Source organism: Pseudomonas sp. TE3911 (assembly GCF_054062775.1).
Map to the genome: position 1 here is coordinate 416,115 of NZ_JBSSFP010000001.1, position 15,137 is coordinate 431,251.

The 15,137-nt window shown below is 58.5% G+C and carries 15 protein-coding genes and 2 pseudogenes; 9 read left to right on the forward strand and 8 right to left on the reverse strand.

What is annotated here, in order from left to right; translation table 11 throughout:
• Positions 1 to 85 precede the first annotated feature (85 nt).
• A complete protein-coding gene (fadD1, locus tag ACVWXD_RS01950; RefSeq protein ID WP_032891014.1) occupies positions 86 to 1,777 on the forward strand; it encodes a long-chain-fatty-acid--CoA ligase FadD1 in 1,692 nt (563 codons plus the stop codon).
• Between the two features lie 192 nt (positions 1,778 to 1,969).
• Here fadD1 and ACVWXD_RS01955 read toward each other — a convergent pair whose 3' ends face one another.
• The gene (locus ACVWXD_RS01955) at positions 1,970 to 2,347 is read right to left on the reverse strand and encodes a hypothetical protein (RefSeq protein WP_032891015.1); all 378 of its coding nucleotides are present in this window, start codon (positions 2,345 to 2,347) and stop codon (positions 1,970 to 1,972) included.
• A gap of 199 nt (positions 2,348 to 2,546) precedes the next feature.
• Between ACVWXD_RS01955 and ACVWXD_RS01960 the strand changes: the two genes are divergently transcribed.
• The 3 genes from ACVWXD_RS01960 (at position 2,547) to def (ending at position 4,406) form a co-directional block, all read left to right on the forward strand.
• On the forward strand, positions 2,547 to 2,732 hold the full coding sequence (locus tag ACVWXD_RS01960; RefSeq protein ID WP_032891017.1) for a CsbD family protein: 186 nt from the start codon (positions 2,547 to 2,549) through the stop codon (positions 2,730 to 2,732).
• 181 nt (positions 2,733 to 2,913) lie between these two features.
• Positions 2,914 to 3,870 (forward strand): YihY/virulence factor BrkB family protein, encoded by a 957-nt coding sequence (locus ACVWXD_RS01965; protein ID WP_260367607.1) that lies wholly within the window; start codon positions 2,914 to 2,916, stop codon positions 3,868 to 3,870.
• Positions 3,867 to 4,406 (forward strand): peptide deformylase, encoded by a 540-nt coding sequence (gene def / locus ACVWXD_RS01970; protein WP_032891019.1) that lies wholly within the window; start codon positions 3,867 to 3,869, stop codon positions 4,404 to 4,406. Before ACVWXD_RS01965 ends, def begins: the two co-directional genes overlap by 4 nt.
• A gap of 69 nt (positions 4,407 to 4,475) precedes the next feature.
• Here the strand turns inward: def and ACVWXD_RS01975 are convergent, their stop codons facing one another.
• Positions 4,476 to 5,294, reverse strand: coding sequence for a class I SAM-dependent methyltransferase (locus ACVWXD_RS01975; protein WP_457370624.1), 819 nt, complete (start codon positions 5,292 to 5,294; stop codon positions 4,476 to 4,478).
• A 59-nt stretch (positions 5,295 to 5,353) separates the two neighbouring features.
• Positions 5,354 to 5,791: a GNAT family N-acetyltransferase gene (locus ACVWXD_RS01980; RefSeq protein WP_122753103.1), complete on the reverse strand. Its 438-nt coding sequence runs from the start codon at positions 5,789 to 5,791 to the stop codon at positions 5,354 to 5,356.
• 501 nt (positions 5,792 to 6,292) lie between these two features.
• Between ACVWXD_RS01980 and ACVWXD_RS01985 the strand changes: the two are divergent.
• Positions 6,293 to 7,069, forward strand: a pseudogene (locus tag ACVWXD_RS01985) (PAS domain-containing protein); the annotation flags it as partial.
• A 138-nt stretch (positions 7,070 to 7,207) separates the two neighbouring features.
• Positions 7,208 to 7,612: pseudogene (locus ACVWXD_RS01990) on the forward strand (methyl-accepting chemotaxis protein); the annotation flags it as partial.
• 81 nt (positions 7,613 to 7,693) lie between these two features.
• Here ACVWXD_RS01990 and ACVWXD_RS01995 read toward each other — a convergent pair.
• From ACVWXD_RS01995 to gntR, 4 genes are all read right to left on the reverse strand, one after another.
• Positions 7,694 to 8,200 carry a hypothetical protein gene (locus tag ACVWXD_RS01995; protein WP_260367610.1) on the reverse strand — a complete coding sequence of 169 codons (507 nt, stop codon included), beginning with the start codon at positions 8,198 to 8,200 and terminating at the stop codon, positions 7,694 to 7,696.
• A gap of 142 nt (positions 8,201 to 8,342) precedes the next feature.
• Positions 8,343 to 9,080 carry an NAD-dependent epimerase/dehydratase family protein gene (locus ACVWXD_RS02000; RefSeq protein ID WP_095185728.1) on the reverse strand — a complete coding sequence of 246 codons (738 nt, stop codon included), beginning with the start codon at positions 9,078 to 9,080 and terminating at the stop codon, positions 8,343 to 8,345.
• Positions 9,081 to 9,090: 10 nt separating this feature from the next.
• Positions 9,091 to 9,723, reverse strand: a complete 633-nt coding sequence (locus tag ACVWXD_RS02005; protein ID WP_032891026.1) for a glutathione S-transferase family protein — start codon at positions 9,721 to 9,723, stop codon at positions 9,091 to 9,093.
• 121 nt (positions 9,724 to 9,844) lie between these two features.
• Complete coding sequence (gene gntR / locus ACVWXD_RS02010) at positions 9,845 to 10,876, reverse strand: HTH-type transcriptional regulator GntR (RefSeq protein ID WP_457371571.1); 1,032 nt, start codon at positions 10,874 to 10,876, stop codon at positions 9,845 to 9,847.
• A gap of 212 nt (positions 10,877 to 11,088) precedes the next feature.
• Here gntR and ACVWXD_RS02015 point away from each other — a divergent pair, with 212 nt between their 5' ends.
• Positions 11,089 to 11,622 carry a gluconokinase gene (locus ACVWXD_RS02015; protein WP_032891028.1) on the forward strand — a complete coding sequence of 178 codons (534 nt, stop codon included), beginning with the start codon at positions 11,089 to 11,091 and terminating at the stop codon, positions 11,620 to 11,622.
• 84 nt (positions 11,623 to 11,706) lie between these two features.
• Positions 11,707 to 13,059: a GntP family permease gene (locus tag ACVWXD_RS02020; protein ID WP_032891030.1), complete on the forward strand. Its 1,353-nt coding sequence runs from the start codon at positions 11,707 to 11,709 to the stop codon at positions 13,057 to 13,059.
• 158 nt (positions 13,060 to 13,217) lie between these two features.
• On the opposite strand, the gene alaC is transcribed toward ACVWXD_RS02020, so the two are convergent.
• On the reverse strand, positions 13,218 to 14,429 hold the full coding sequence (alaC, locus tag ACVWXD_RS02025; protein WP_032891031.1) for an alanine transaminase: 1,212 nt from the start codon (positions 14,427 to 14,429) through the stop codon (positions 13,218 to 13,220).
• A gap of 196 nt (positions 14,430 to 14,625) precedes the next feature.
• Here alaC and ACVWXD_RS02030 point away from each other — a divergent pair, with 196 nt between their 5' ends.
• On the forward strand, positions 14,626 to 15,108 hold the full coding sequence (locus tag ACVWXD_RS02030; protein WP_122756152.1) for a GyrI-like domain-containing protein: 483 nt from the start codon (positions 14,626 to 14,628) through the stop codon (positions 15,106 to 15,108).
• The last annotated feature ends 29 nt before the right edge of the window (positions 15,109 to 15,137 follow it).

Genomic DNA, 15,137 nt, shown 5'->3' on the forward strand with positions numbered 1-15,137 from the left:
CGCCAGATTCACCTAAAAAAACATACACCAATAATAATCGCATCAAATGCGATGATGAATTCGCGTCGCTGAGGAGTGGGCTTCCATGAACGAAGACTTTTGGAAGGATAAGTACCCCGCCGGGATTGCTGCAGAAATCAATCCAGACGAGTATCCAAATATTCAGGCGGTACTGAAACAGTCCTGCCAGCGCTTCGCTAACAAACCGGCTTTCAGCAACCTGGGCAAGACAATCACCTACGGTGAACTGTACGAATTGTCCGGCGCCTTCGCCGCGTACCTGCAACAACATACCGACTTGAAACCCGGCGATCGCATCGCCGTGCAACTGCCCAACGTCCTGCAATACCCGGTCGCGGTATTCGGCGCCATCCGTGCCGGCCTGATCGTGGTCAACACCAACCCGCTGTACACCGCGCGGGAAATGGAACACCAATTCAACGACTCCGGTGCCAAGGCCCTGGTCTGCCTGGCCAACATGGCCCACTTGGCGGAAAAGGTCGTGCCCAAGACCGCCGTCAAGCATGTGATCGTCACCGAAGTCGCCGACCTGTTGCCGCCGCTCAAGCGCCTGCTGATCAACAGCGTCATCAAGTACGTTAAGAAAATGGTCCCGGCCTACCACTTGCCACAGGCGATCAAGTTCAACGACGTACTCGCCAAGGGCAACGGCCAACCAGTCAACGACGTCAACCCGGCGAGCAGTGACGTGGCCGTGTTGCAATACACCGGCGGCACCACCGGCGTGGCGAAGGGCGCGATGCTCACCCATCGCAACCTCGTTGCCAATATGTTGCAGTGCAAGGCGCTGATGGGCTCCAACCTCAATGAAGGCTGCGAGATCCTGATCACGCCGCTGCCGCTGTACCACATCTATGCGTTCACCTTTCATTGCATGGCGATGATGCTGATCGGCAACCACAACATCCTGATCAGCAATCCGCGTGACTTGCCGGCAATGGTCAAGGAACTGTCGAAGTGGAAGTTCAGCGGCTTTGTCGGTCTCAACACCTTGTTCGTGGCGCTGTGCAATAACGAAGGCTTCCGCAAGCTGGACTTCTCTGCACTCAAGGTCACCCTGTCGGGCGGCATGGCCCTGCAACTGGCGGCCGCCGAGCGTTGGAAGGCCGTGACCGGGTGTGGCATCTGCGAAGGTTACGGCATGACCGAAACCAGCCCGGTAGCCACTGTGAACCCGATCCAGCACATCCAGATCGGCACCATCGGCATTCCGGTGCCGTCCACAGTGTGCAAAGTCATTGCCGATGACGGCACCGAGTTGGCGCTGGGCGAAACTGGCGAGCTGTGCGTCAAGGGCCCGCAGGTGATGAAGGGCTATTGGCAGCGCCAGGACGCCACCGACGAGATGCTCGACAGCGAAGGCTGGCTGAAGACCGGCGACATCGCGATCATCCAGCCGGACGGCTACATGCGTATTGTCGACCGCAAGAAGGACATGATCCTGGTCTCAGGTTTCAACGTGTACCCCAATGAGCTGGAAGACGTACTGGCAGGGCTGCCAGGTGTGCTGCAATGCGCGGCCATCGGCGTGCCGGACGAGAAATCGGGGGAGATCATCAAGCTTTTCATCGTGGTCAAGCCGGGCGCCACCCTCACCAAGGATCAGGTGATGGAGCATATGCGCGCCAACGTCACCGCCTACAAGGTGCCCAAGGCTGTCGAGTTCCGCGATGCATTGCCGACCACCAACGTGGGTAAGATCCTGCGTCGTGAATTGCGTGATGAAGAGTTGAAGAAGCTGGGCCTGAAAAAGTAAGCCGATAAAAAACCCGCCGATGCGGGTTTTTTAATGACTGGATTGGAATGCAATCCAATGTGGGATGGGCGGTACCACGATTCGACTTGCCTCCGATAGGGAGGGATCAGTCACCAGATTCAGTGACTGACACTCTGCTATCGAGAGCAAGTCATATCGTCGCACCGCGCCTTCCACCTTTAAATCCGGTGCTTACAGGGCGAAATGCGCGAAGCTCACGTTAGCGCCGGCTGGGCGTACGTCTTTAAGGAACGAATCCTTGTCCGCGCTCAATTCCAACGTAATCTCGGGCTTGCGCTTGCCCGAATTGCGCACCACCAGACCTTCGATATGCTCGCGCAGGAACGCCGTCGGCACCTTCAGGTGCAGCAACTGGTCCGTCTCGGCGTTGTGCATCAACAAGTGAATCCACTCGTAATGGCCCACCGCAATACGGCCCAGCGGCAGGTCGAACCACCAGATATTGCGCTTGCGGTCCAGGTCGGTGAAATGGCAGTTGTTGACGCCGAGTACGGCACCGCCCAGTTCCTGGTTTCTACGGGCGATGGCCTGTGCTTTATTGAGTTTCATAACCTTCCTACGGGATCTGTTATTCAGCGTTATAGCCTGAATGTGCCGCGCATTCTCGTGGGTTGGTCGACAAACATAAAGCCAAACCTGCCGTTTTGGACGAAATGCCCGCTGAAAATAATTGAAACTCTGCCGAACGGCCTCTGGTCAATCTTTGTGTAATCACCAAAACCCTTGATTGTTCTTTCGGAGAAATACCATGAGCAGCACATCGGACAAGGCAAAAGGCTTGGCAAACGAAGCGATCGGCAACATCAAGCAAGGCGTCGGCAAAGTGACCGGCAACGACAAGCTTCAAGCTGAAGGTGTGATTCAGGAAAAGAAAGGCGAAGTGCAGAAAGCAGTCGGCGATACCAAAGATGCGGTCAAAAAAGCGACCAAGTAAGTCTGTATCACTGGCTGTATTCGTACAGCCCGGCGGCCATCCACGGATGGCCGTTTTTGTATCCCTTATTGCAACTAAACTTTCGAAATTGTTTCAAAGTCGCCATATGGGCTACTTTGATGTAGAAAACGGCCCCTGAGTCGCCCACGATCTCACCCTCTTTGCGGCGAAAGGAGACGCTATGATCTTTCCGGTTCTCGATGGTCTCAAGCTGCACAAGGTGCTGGTACGCACCGTCAAGGAATTCGTCGACGACGAGATGTCCACCTACGCGTCTGCATTGGCCTACCAGATGCTGTTCTCGCTGTTTCCCTTCCTGCTGTTCCTGATTGCCCTGATCGGTTTCCTGCACCTGCCTGACTTCTTTACCTGGCTGCGCCTGCAGTCGGAACTGGTGTTGCCGCCCCAGGCTTTGGAGCAGGTCAACCCGGTGATCGACCAGTTGCAGCAGTCCAAGGGTGGCCTGCTGTCGGTGGGTATCGTGATTGCGCTGTGGACCGCTTCGGCTGGTGTACGGTTGATGATGAGCGCCATGAACGCAGCCTACGACGTGGTGGAAGGCCGGCCGATTTGGAAGCGTTTTCCGCTGTCGATTTTCTACACCATTGGTATCGCCGGCATGCTGTTGGCCGCTGCGGCGTTGATGGTGCTCGGCCCCCAAGTGATGGAATGGGTGGCGGGGCAGATCGGCATGCAGGAGTTCGTGGTCACCTTGTGGACCATCCTGCGCTGGCCGCTGATTGTGATTTTGCTGATGTTTGCCGTGGCCTTGATGTACTACGTGATGCCTGACGTCGAGCAGAAATTCCGCTTTATCACCCCAGGCTCGGTGCTCGCAGTGGTGGTGTGGATCGTGGCCTCCCTGGGGTTTGGCTACTACGTCAAAACCTTCGCCGACTACAACGCCATGTATGGCAGTATCGGTGCGATCATCGTCCTGCTTTTGTACTTCTATATTTCCGCTGCCGTGCTGCTGCTCGGCGCGGAGATGAATGCCGTGATCGAACACATGTCGGCCGAGGGTAAAGATCCCGGTGAAAAAGAGTTCGATGACCCCGGCCACACTGATGAAAAACAGCACGTCTCAGGCCTAGGCCGTGACCACTCCAAGCCCACCCCCGTTGAGCCTGATCAATGATTCGTGAAATCCTGAAAATGGGCGATGAGCGCCTGCTGCGTATCGCGCCACCGGTTCCGCCGGAGATGTTCGACAGCCCCGAGCTGTGGCAATTGATCGACGACATGTTCCAGACCATGGAGCACGTCGGCGGTGTAGGTCTGGCGGCGCCGCAGATTGGCGTCGACCTGCAACTGGTGATCTTTGGATTTGAAGCCAGCGAGCGCTACCCGGACGCGCCGCCGGTGCCGCAGACTATCCTGATCAATCCGTTGATCACGCCGCTCAGCCCAGTGCTGGAAGAAGGCTACGAAGGTTGCCTGTCGGTACCCGGTCTGCGCGGCGCAGTGGACCGTTACCAGCAGATCCGCTACGAAGGTTTCGACCCCAAGGGTGAGCCGATCGTCCGCACTGCCGACGGCTTTCATGCGCGGGTGGTGCAGCACGAGTGCGATCACCTGATTGGCCGGTTGTATCCGTCGCGGATCACCGACTTCAGCAAGTTCGGGTTTATCGAAGTGATGTTCCCCGACATGGACCCAACGGCTGACGAGTAATCCCCAGACACACTGAAAAAATGTGGGAGGCCAAGCGCCTCCCATATTTGAATCGCGCTTCACATCGGGTTATCGGGTCGGCTTCACGAACTTCAACGTCATCCGATCCGATTCGCCAATCGCCACATACTTGGCCTTGTCCTGCTCTCCCAGCTTCAATGCCGGCGGCAATGTCCACACGCCCTCCGGGTAGTCTTTGGTGTCTTTCGGGTTGGCATTCACCTCGCTTTGCCCCTCCAGTTTGAAGCCCGCGTCGGTGGCCAGTTTTACCACATACGCTGTGGTCAGATAGCCGCTGTGCTTGATGTCTTCCAGCGACGCTCCGTCTTTGGCGCGGTGATCCACAACACCTAGCACGCCACCGGGTTTAAGCACCTTGTAGAACGCGTTGAAAGTGGCCCTGTCGGTATCAGCCAGCACCCAGTTGTGCACATTGCGGAATGTCAGCACCGTATCGACCGAGGCCGGTTTGCCGAATACCGGTGCCTTGGGGTCGAACTCGATCACCTCGGCCTTGGCATAACGCGTAGGGTCGGCGGCAAATTTTTTCTTGAGGTTTTCTTCGGACGTACGCGCGTAAGCGCTGCTGCTCGCGGCCTGCACCGCAGCGATGTAGTGCCCTTGGTCCTTGAGCAATGGCGCCAGCACCTCGCTGTACCAGCCGCCGCCGGGGGTGATTTCGATCACGCTCTGTTTGGCGCCCAGGCCAAAGAATTCCAAGGTCTGCTGTGGATGCCGATACCCATCGCGGGCGCTGTTTGCCGGGTCGCGCCAACTGCCGGCGAGCACGCTGGCGTATTGCTGGGCACTGATGGGAGCGTCGGCTGCCTGGCTCAAGGCCGGGGCGAGGAGGGCGGTGAGGCAGAGGGCTGCAAGCGTCGGTTTCATGATCATCCTGGTAAAGGCCACTGTGCTGCCGAGGCTAGCATGGGCGCTTTACCGGCCGATCACACATTATCTGAGGTCGACCTCACCAACGGTTCTAAGCCCATGGCGATCATCGGTTTGTTGCGCTTGTAACGCACCAGCCGTTCGCTGAGGGATTGGGGCAGGATCGTATCCTGGGTGAATCCAATGCGCTGATACAGGCTTTCCAGGTCTGGATGGCACAGCAGCCATACCGTGCCTTGCACATCAGCTATTGCCTGAAGAATCAAGCGCGCCGCCAACCCTTGGCGGCGATACGCCGGAGCCACAAACACTCCGGTCAGCCATTGCCCGCCTACCACCGGCGACAGGCACAGCCCGGCGACAATTTCACCATTGCGCGCCACCCATAAACGCCCGCCTTTGAGGGCCTTCATCGACGAGTCGTGGCTGCGGTAGAACTTGTTCAGCAGCGGCCACAGAGGCTCTGCCAGCAGATCAATGGACAACTCAGTCATGGTGTTCAGACAGGCTTTATAAAGGGGCGCGGATTATAAACCCCTTCTGGCGGGTGATCGGTGTTATACCCAGTGTTACATCCCCTTTCAGTGGAGCACGCATCATGGCCAAAGGTATGGATTCAAAGAAAGCAGCGAAGAAGAAACCGGCAAAGACCGCCGATGAAAAACGCGCCGACAAAAAAACCAAGAAATCCGAGAGCGGCCTGTTCGGTCACTGATCACCGTTCAACTGAAGGATTTTAAGCGGCCAACGCAACCCTCTCTGTTGGCCGTTCCCTGCCCCGCGCTCAACCTCCCTTCCTGCCCCGCCTTGCCATAACTAATGGCTGACTGGTGGCCTTGCATAGCGCCAAGCCCTGTCTATGCTCACCCAGAACCGTTGATGACGCTCGGCGTGTAAAGCGTTTCGGATGGTTATCCCATAAAGGTCTGCCAGCACTATCCAACTGATGAATGGAATGCGCCTAGCCAGGCGCGGGTTACTTAAGGGTGTCCGACATGTTCAACCTCCATCACAAGTCTGACCTGCTTGAAATCCAGCGTTTCTCCTGTGCACTCACCGAATCCAACGCCAAACTCGCCGCTATCAGCCGTTCCATGGCCATGATCGAATTTGATCGCGATGGGGTGATACTTGATGCCAATGACAAATTCTGCAAAACCATGGGCTACAGCGCCGAGGAAATTCGCGGCCAGCATCATCGGATCTTTTGTGACGAGGCCTACACCCATACCGACGCCTACGCCAAGCTCTGGCGCGATCTGGCGCGGGGCGAGGCCCTCAGCGGCACGTTCGTACGCTTTAACAGGCACGGCCAAGAGGTGTGGCTCGAAGCCAGCTATATGCCCGTGCTGGACAGCGACAACCACGTACAGAGTGTGATCAAAGTGGCGTCCGATATTTCCGCGCGGGTCCACCATGAACATGAAAACCAGAGCCTGATCGACGCCATCAGCCGCTCCATGGCGATGATCGAGTTCACCCCTCAAGGCCAGATTCTCAAGGCCAATAACAACTTTCTGAAGACCGTGCAGTACTCACTGGATGAAATCGTCGGCCAGCACCACAGCCTGTTTTGCCATCGCAGCGAAGTGGAGTCGCCGGCGTACAAAGCGTTCTGGGCGTCCCTCAATCGCGGCGAATACCACTCGCACCGCTTCGAGCGCAAAAACAAATACGGCAAAACCCTGTTTTTGGAAGCGTCCTACAACCCGATTTTCGACACCAACGGGCGCCTGTACAAAGTGGTGAAATTCGCCAGCGACATCACCGACCAAGTGACCACCCTGCGCACCGCCGCCGATTCGGCTCACGCCACCTCGGTACAAAACGACGCCTGCGCGCGCAAAGGATCGGAGGTGGTGCAGCAAACCGTGCAGATCATCGAAGAGATTTCTCACAATTTGAACCAGGCGGCACAGAGCATCGACGCGGTGAGCAAGCAGTCGGACATCATTGGCGCCATTGTGCAGACCATCCGCAGCATTGCCGAGCAAACCAATATGCTGGCGCTCAACGCCGCGATTGAAGCGGCACGAGCCGGTGAGCACGGACGCGGGTTTGCGGTGGTGGCCGACGAAGTGCGCAGCCTCGCCGCACGTACCAGCCACGCCACGGTGGAGATTGTGGAGGTGGTGCGCAAGAACCATGATCTGTCGTTGAGCGCAGTGTCGAGCATGCAGTCGAGCTTGAGCCGTACGGGGTTGGGGGTGGAACTGGCGAACGAGGCGGGGCAGGTGATCCTGGAGATTCAGGAAGGGTCACGGCATGTGGTGGATGCGATCGGGCAGTTCAATTCGACGCTTCAACTGCAATAGCCAACCTATCCATTTCCAATTTGGAAAGCCAATCCCTGTGGGAGGGCGCAAGCACTCCCACAGGTTGATCCGAAGTGTGGCTTAGATTGCCGCCAGGGTTTCTTTCACCGAGTGCGCAGGATCAGTGGCTTTCGCCGCTACTTGCTGCTCTTGTTGCTGCTTCAACCGGTCGGCCACTTGCTTGGAAATCGCGTCCTGTTTTTCCAGGGACATGTTCTGTACATCCGCCTCAGTCAAACCCTGCTCCTTGAGCAACTGCTCACGGATGCGTTCGGCCGGGGTTTTGCTCATGTACTCCGTGAATTCCGAGCGCGCGCCAGAGGTGGATGTGGTGGCAGGCGTCTCGGTCGAGGAGGTGGTTGCCGTGGTGGAGGCTTGCAACTGCACGCGAGTCTTGGCGAAGGCTTCGTCGATACGGTCGGTGGCTTTGTCCAGGTCCTTCTGCGCGACCGGTACGGCCACACTTTGCTGCGCGGCTTGAACGGCGCCGCTGTAAAGCGCACTGGCGGCAGCGTTGGCTGGATCCATATCGGGGCGTTTGAGTTGTTGGACGGTCGATACGGCTTGGGTGTTGTTGTTAACCAGCATGATCGGGCACCTGGAGGAAATGTACGGTGCTACAGCTGGAGCAAATAGCGTGCCGGGCGCCAAAGCCCAGGTTTTGCTGGGGGCGGCTCGGCTGTTGCGGCAAGTGCTGGCCCATCGACGGCCAGCCATTGCCGCCTGCAACTCAGTAGGTGATGGGAATCTCGAATGTCTGAAACGCATCATCCACCGGTTGATAGCCCAGCACACGCGTGGTTTCGCTCAAATCCAGACGCTTGAAACGGTTATTGGAAATGCCGTGGGCGATCAAGTGCTTTACGTCTTTAGTTTCAACCGAACGTTGCAGCAATTGCACTGCATCCCGTGGGCTGAGCCAAGCGCTGAGGTCGCGGGCGTTGTTCAGGTCGTGGCTTTCGGGGAATTCAAAGGCGCCAATGCGCAGGGCAATGGTCGACAGTGGCGTTTTCGCCGCGTAGTAGCCGCACAGCGCCTCGCCATAGCATTTGCTCACGCCATACAGGTTGGCGGGCAGCACTGGCATGCCAGGCGTGATCTGCCGATCCACCGGGTAGCCTTCGATGGTCTGGGCGCTGCTGGCGAAAACCAGACGCTTTACCCCGGCGGCCACGGCAGCTTCGAACAGGTAGGTGGTGGCGAGGATGTTGTTTGGCAGCAGTTCGTCGAACGAGGCGCTGGCATGGGGGATGCCCGACAGGTGCACGATCACGTCGATGCCATCGAGCAGCGCGACGAGCGCGGATTTATCGCTCAAGTCGGCGTGTACGAAGCGATGGTCGCCCAGTTCAAAATCCGGCGTGACGCGGTCTGTAAGCGTAAAGCGGTAGCGGTCTTTCGAGGCTTCGAAAAACGTCTTGCCGATTCTGCCGCAGGCGCCGGTGAGCAGTATGTTGAGTCCTTTCACGTGCATGTCCTTAGTTGTGGCCGTCGAGGGCGAAGGTCTGGAAGCCCGGATGCTGGCTGAGGCGTTCGTAATACGCTGCGATGGCGGGGTAGGGCGGATGTTCCATGGGCGTCATGCGCCAGCGGTGCACCGAAAGGCCGATAAGGACGTCGGCGAGGGTGAATTCGTCGCCGGTGACGTAAGCGTTGGTTTTGGTCAGCTGTTGTTCCAGCAGGCCCATCTTGTCATTCCAGCCCTGTACGCCGGCTGCGATTCGTTGCGGGTCCTGATGCTCAGGACTCTGACGCACCAGCGCTTGGAACGCGTAACCCCAGGAAGGGTTGAGCTCGGTGGCTTGCCAGTCCATCCACTGCTCCACCCTGGCCCGTGGCGCGGGTTCGGCGGGCAAGAGGTCGTGGCGTTGGTAGAGGCTGACCAGGTAGCGGCAGATGGTGTTGGATTCCCACAGCACGCCGTGGTCGTCGATGAGCACAGGTATTTGCGCGTTAGGGTTCAGGGCCAGGAATTCGGGGGATTGGGTGGGGGTGTAGCCGATGCCCCAATCTTCGCGTACGTATTCGATGCCCAGTTCGTGGCATGTCCACAGGACTTTGCGTACGTTGATGGAAGAGGTGCGGCCCAAGATTTTCAGTGAGTGTCCCATGGTGCTTCCCTGGCAGTGGAGAAGGGACAATCTAGCAGGGGCCGGGGAGGTTAAGCGAGCGCGGTCAAATTGAGGGAACCGGCAGGCTAGCTCCCTCGATGGATCACGTTCGGCTTGAAGGTCAGGTGCTTTCCCGCACCTGCAACGCAAAGCCCATGTCCACTACCGGCTTGGCGACCTTGTTGCCCGCCATGATCGTGAGCAGATGCTCCGCCGCACGGCGGCCAATGGCTTCGCGTGGCGTGCTGATGCTGCTCAGGCGCGGCACCATAAAGGACGACGCGGGCAAGTCGTTGAAACCCAGCACCGCCACGCGCTCTGGCACCTTGATGCCATGGCGCAGGGCTTCCAGCAGCGCGCCTTGGGCCAGGTCGTCGTTGCCGAAGAAGATCGCATCCACGTCCGGATGGGCGGCCAGCAACTGTAGGAACAACTCACCGCCCAGGCCCACGGAAGAAGGACGCGGCGTCAGCAGCTCCAGCGCCGGGTCGTACATTCCGGCCTGTTGCAGGGCGCGGCGGAAACCCTCGCCACGCAGCAAGGTACGTTGGTCCAATTGCGCGCCGATATAGGCCAGGCGCTTGCGGCCACGGGACAGTAAATGCGCCGCGGCTGTTTCACCGGCGGCCAATTGCGAGAAGCCCACGCAATTCACGCCAGCGTTAGGGTCCAGGTCCATCATGTAAACGCAAGGCACATTGCTGGCCTCGACCATTCGTCGGGCGCTTTCGGTGCGATCGAAGCCCGTCAGCAGCAAGCCCCGTGGCTGATAGGACATGTAGTTGCGCAGCAGGTTTTCTTCTTCATCGCGGGAGTAGTGAGAGTTGCCGATCAGCACTTCAAAGCCTTTAGGCCGTAGCACCTGATGGATGGCTTCGAGGGTTTCGATAAATAGCAGGTTGGACAACGACGGTACCAACACCACCACCGAATGGCTTTGAGCCGAGGCCAGGGCGCGGGCGGCGGGGTTGACCACGTAGTTGAGCTCGGCAGCTGCCTGTTGGACTTTTTCTACCAGTTCGATGGCCACAGTGCTGATGCCGCGCAGGGCGCGTGAAGCGGTGATCGGACTGACGCCAGCCAGGCGGGCAACTTCGTTGAGGGTCGGGCGACCCGTGGTGCGCGTATTTTTATCGTTCTTAGAGGTCATCAGGCGGCTTGCCAAACAAAAATCGAGGCACTAAGGTAGCGCTGTCTCCAAATGGCTGCAAATTATTGAACTTTGGGTTGCCTGATCCGGTTCAAATGATTGGAGCGGATGCACGCGTCACTCCATAAAAATGACAAGACGGCGCGGGAAAAGCCTGTTTTTGCACGTGCCTTACAGCGTGTGAAGGTAGCGCTATCTGCGTCTTGAGGTGTTTCATGAGTCAACCTGTTACCGCCCTGGTCATCATGGGTGTTGCCGGCTGTGGCAAGACCAGTGTCAGCGAGGCCTTGTGCCGGCTGAACGGCGCCACCGCCATTGAAGGCGACAGCTTTCACCCTGCCGCTAACATCGAAAAGATGAGCGCCGGCCACCCCCTCAACGACGACGACCGCGCCGGCTGGCTCGACATCCTGTGCGATGAACTGCGCCGCTCGCTTAAAGCGGGTGAACATCCGGTGCTCACCTGTTCGGCTCTCAAGAAGAAATACCGTGACCACCTGCGCGAAGCCGCGCCAGGTCTGGGTTTCGTATTCCTGGAACTGACCCGTGAAGTCGCCTCGGACCGCGTGTCCCATCGCCCCGGCCATTTCATGCCGGCAAGCCTGATCGACAGCCAGTTCGCCACCCTTGAATCGCCCAAAGGCGAGCCACTGACCCTGGCCCTCAACGCCAGTGAAGACAGTGTCGAGGCGTTGGCCGAGCAGACCAACGCTTGGTGGCTGCAACACGGCTTTGAACGAACTCATTAATTTTTTGCCGGAAAAGATAGCGCTATCCCCGGCAAGAAATTCAACACCCGCTTTAATAACAACAACAAACAGGAGAGACCCCCCATGTTTGGCATGTCCCACGAGTCGTACCTGCTGCTAGACGCAGTCGTCACTATCATCGGGTTGATCGTTCTGATCACCAAGTTCAAGGTCCACCCGTTCATTGCACTGATCATCGCGGCCGGCTTCCTCGGCCTGACCTCGGGCATGCCCGTGGACAAGATCATCAAGGCCTTCCAGGACGGTTTCGGCGGGGTGCTCGGCTTTGTCGGCATCATCCTCGCGCTGGGCACCATGCTCGGCAAGATGATGGCCGAATCCGGCGGTGCCGATCAGATTGCCCAGACCCTGATCCGCGCCTTCGGCAAAGAGAAGGTCCAGTGGGCCATGATGTTCGCCGCGTTCCTGGTGGGCATCCCGCTGTTCTTCGAGATCGGCTTTGTGCTGCTGATCCCGCTGGTGTTTATCGTCGCGCGCCGCACCGGTGTGTCGCTGATCAAGATCGGCATCCCGCTGCTCGCAGGCCTCTCGGCAGTGCACGGCCTGGTGCCACCGCACCCGGGCCCGCTGCTGGCTATCGGCGTGTTTGGCGCGGACATCGGCAAGACCATCCTGTATGGCCTGATCGTCGCACTGCCGACCGCCATCATTGCCGGCCCGATCTTCGGTACGTTCATCGCCAAGTACATCCCCGGTAATCCCTCCCAGGAACTGGTGGATCAACTGGCCCGCGAGACCGATAACAAGTCGCTGCCAAGCTTCGGCATCACATTGGTCACCGTGCTGCTGCCGGTGTTTCTGATGCTGCTCAAAACCTTCGCCGACATCGCCTTTGCCGAAGGCAACGTGGTGCGCAACTGGATGGACATGATCGGTCACCCGATCACCGCCTTGCTGCTGGCGCTCCTGCTGTCGCTGTACACCTTTGGCAGCCGCCAGGGCATTCACTCCAAGCAAATCCTCAAGCTGCTCGACGCCAGCCTTGCGCCGACGGCCGCGATCATCCTGATCATCGGTGCCGGTGGTGGCTTCAAACAGATGCTGGTAACCAGCGGCGTGGGTGACGTGATCGGCCATATGGCGGTGAATGCGCAGATCAACCCGATCCTGCTGGCCTGGCTGGTGGCGGCGGTGATTCGTATTGCGACCGGTTCGGCGACCGTGGCGACCATTACCGGCGCGGGCATCGTAGTGCCGGTGGTGGGGATGATCCCAGGGGTTAACCGTGAGCTGTTGGTGCTGGCGACGGGGGCGGGTTCGTTGATCCTGTCTCACGTCAACGATGCGGGGTTCTGGCTGGTGAAGCAGTACTTCAACATGACCGTGGCCGAGACGTTCAAGACCTGGACGGCGATGGAAACCATTCTGTCTGTGGTGGCGTTGATCTTCATCATGCTGCTGTCGTTGGTGGTCTAACAGACACACCAGCAGCAAGGGTGAAAACCCAATGTAAATGTGGGAGGGGGCTTGCCCCCGATGGCGGTGGGTCAGTCACCAGATGCAGTGATTGAACCTCCGCTATCGGGGGCAAGCCCCCTCCCACATGTTGACCACATTTGTTCAGGTGGATCGGGTCAGGCTTTAGCGACCAGCCCATCCGCCCGGAACATCCCGCGAATCCCGCGCACCGCCTGGCGAATCCGGTCCTGGTTTTCGATCAGCGCAAAGCGCACATGATCATCCCCATACTCGCCAAATCCAATCCCCGGCGACACGCAGACCTTGGCTTCCAGCAGCAGCTTCTTGGCAAATTCCAGCGAACCCATGGCGGCATACGCCTCGGGAATCTTCGCCCAGACATACATCGATGCCTTGGGATTCTCCACCATCCAGCCCAACTCATGCAGGCCCTTGACCAGCACATTGCGGCGCTGGCGGTACTGCTCGGCGATGTCCTTCACGCACTGCTGATCGCCTTCCAACGCAGCAATCGCGGCGACTTGCAGCGGGGTGAAGGTACCGTAATCGTGGTAACTCTTGATCCGTGCCAGGGCGTTGACCAGTTCCGGGTTGCCCACCATGAAACCGATGCGCCAGCCGGCCATGTTGTAGCTCTTGGACAGGGTGAAAAACTCCACCGCAATGTCCTTCGCCCCCGGCACCTGCATGATCGACGGGGCTTTCCAGCCGTCGTAGACGATGTCGGCGTAGGCCAGGTCATGCACCACCAGCACGTCGTACTGCTTGGCAAGGGCGATCACCCGTTCGAAGAAATCCAGCTCCACGCACTGCGCAGTCGGGTTGGACGGGAAGCCGAGGATCATCATCTTCGGCTTCGGGATCGACCCACGAATCGCCCGTTCCAGCTCGGCGAAGAAGTCCACGCCCGGAATCAGCGGCACCGAACGCACCTGGGCGCCGGCAATCACGGCACCGTAGATATGAATCGGGTAGCTCGGGTTGGGCACCAGCACCGTGTCGCCCTGGTCCAGGGTGGCCAGCATCAAATGCGCCAGGCCTTCCTTGGAACCGATGGTGACGATGGCTTCCGTCTCGGGGTCGATGTCCACCTCGTAGCGGTCTTTGTACCAGCGCGAAATCGCCCGGCGCAGACGTGGAATGCCTTTGGAGGTGGAGTAACCGTGGGTGTCTTCACGCTGGGCGACGGTAACCATTTTCTCCACGATATGGGGAGGCGTGGCACCGTCGGGGTTACCCATGCTCAAGTCGATGATGTCTTCGCCGCGCCGACGCGCAGCCATCTTCAGCTCGGCAGTGATATTGAAAACGTAAGGGGGGAGTCGATCTATGCGCGCAAAGCGGCGCGGCGAACCTTGGTCGGCCATTGTTGCCTCGAGAGTACGTAAGCGCCCGGAACCGTCCGAGCGACGTCGGCCACTGCGGTGGCCTGCGGAGCAGACAATACGGTCGATGATGGCCAGTTGTCCATATGCGTAGGAAAATTTTCTGCATGGAGTACGGCACGGATATACCCCTATACTCGATGCGGGTTTGTTCCCTCATAAGAAGGAGACTGTTCGTATGGATCAGCAGACAAAACAACCGTTAGAGCCACGCATGGAAGCAGGCAAGGCCTTGGTGATTGCTGGGGTACAAGGGCGTTATTCCAAGGCGACGGTGGGCGATATTCCCAAGTTGTGGGAGTTGTTCGACACCTGCATCAAGGACATCAAGAAGCGCATCGGCGGTGTGACCTATGGCGTTTGCCATAACCCCAATCACGGCGAATTCGATTACATGGCGGGGGTGGAAGTCCCGAGCAAAAGCGACGTCCCGAGCAACTTCGAAGCCATTGAAATTCCACCGCTCAACTATGCGGTTTTCCCCCATTACGGACCGGTGCAGGCTTTGGAACAGACGTACGAGCGCATCATGTTCGAGTGGTTGCCACATTCGGGCTACAAAGTGGCAGGGCCGGATTTTGAACGCTACAGCGCTGATTTTGACGTGAGGAAAGGCACGGGGACGGTGGAGATCTGGTTGCCTGTCGTAGCCAATACCTGATGGCGCATGACTGAGCTGCCGGGGCAGCT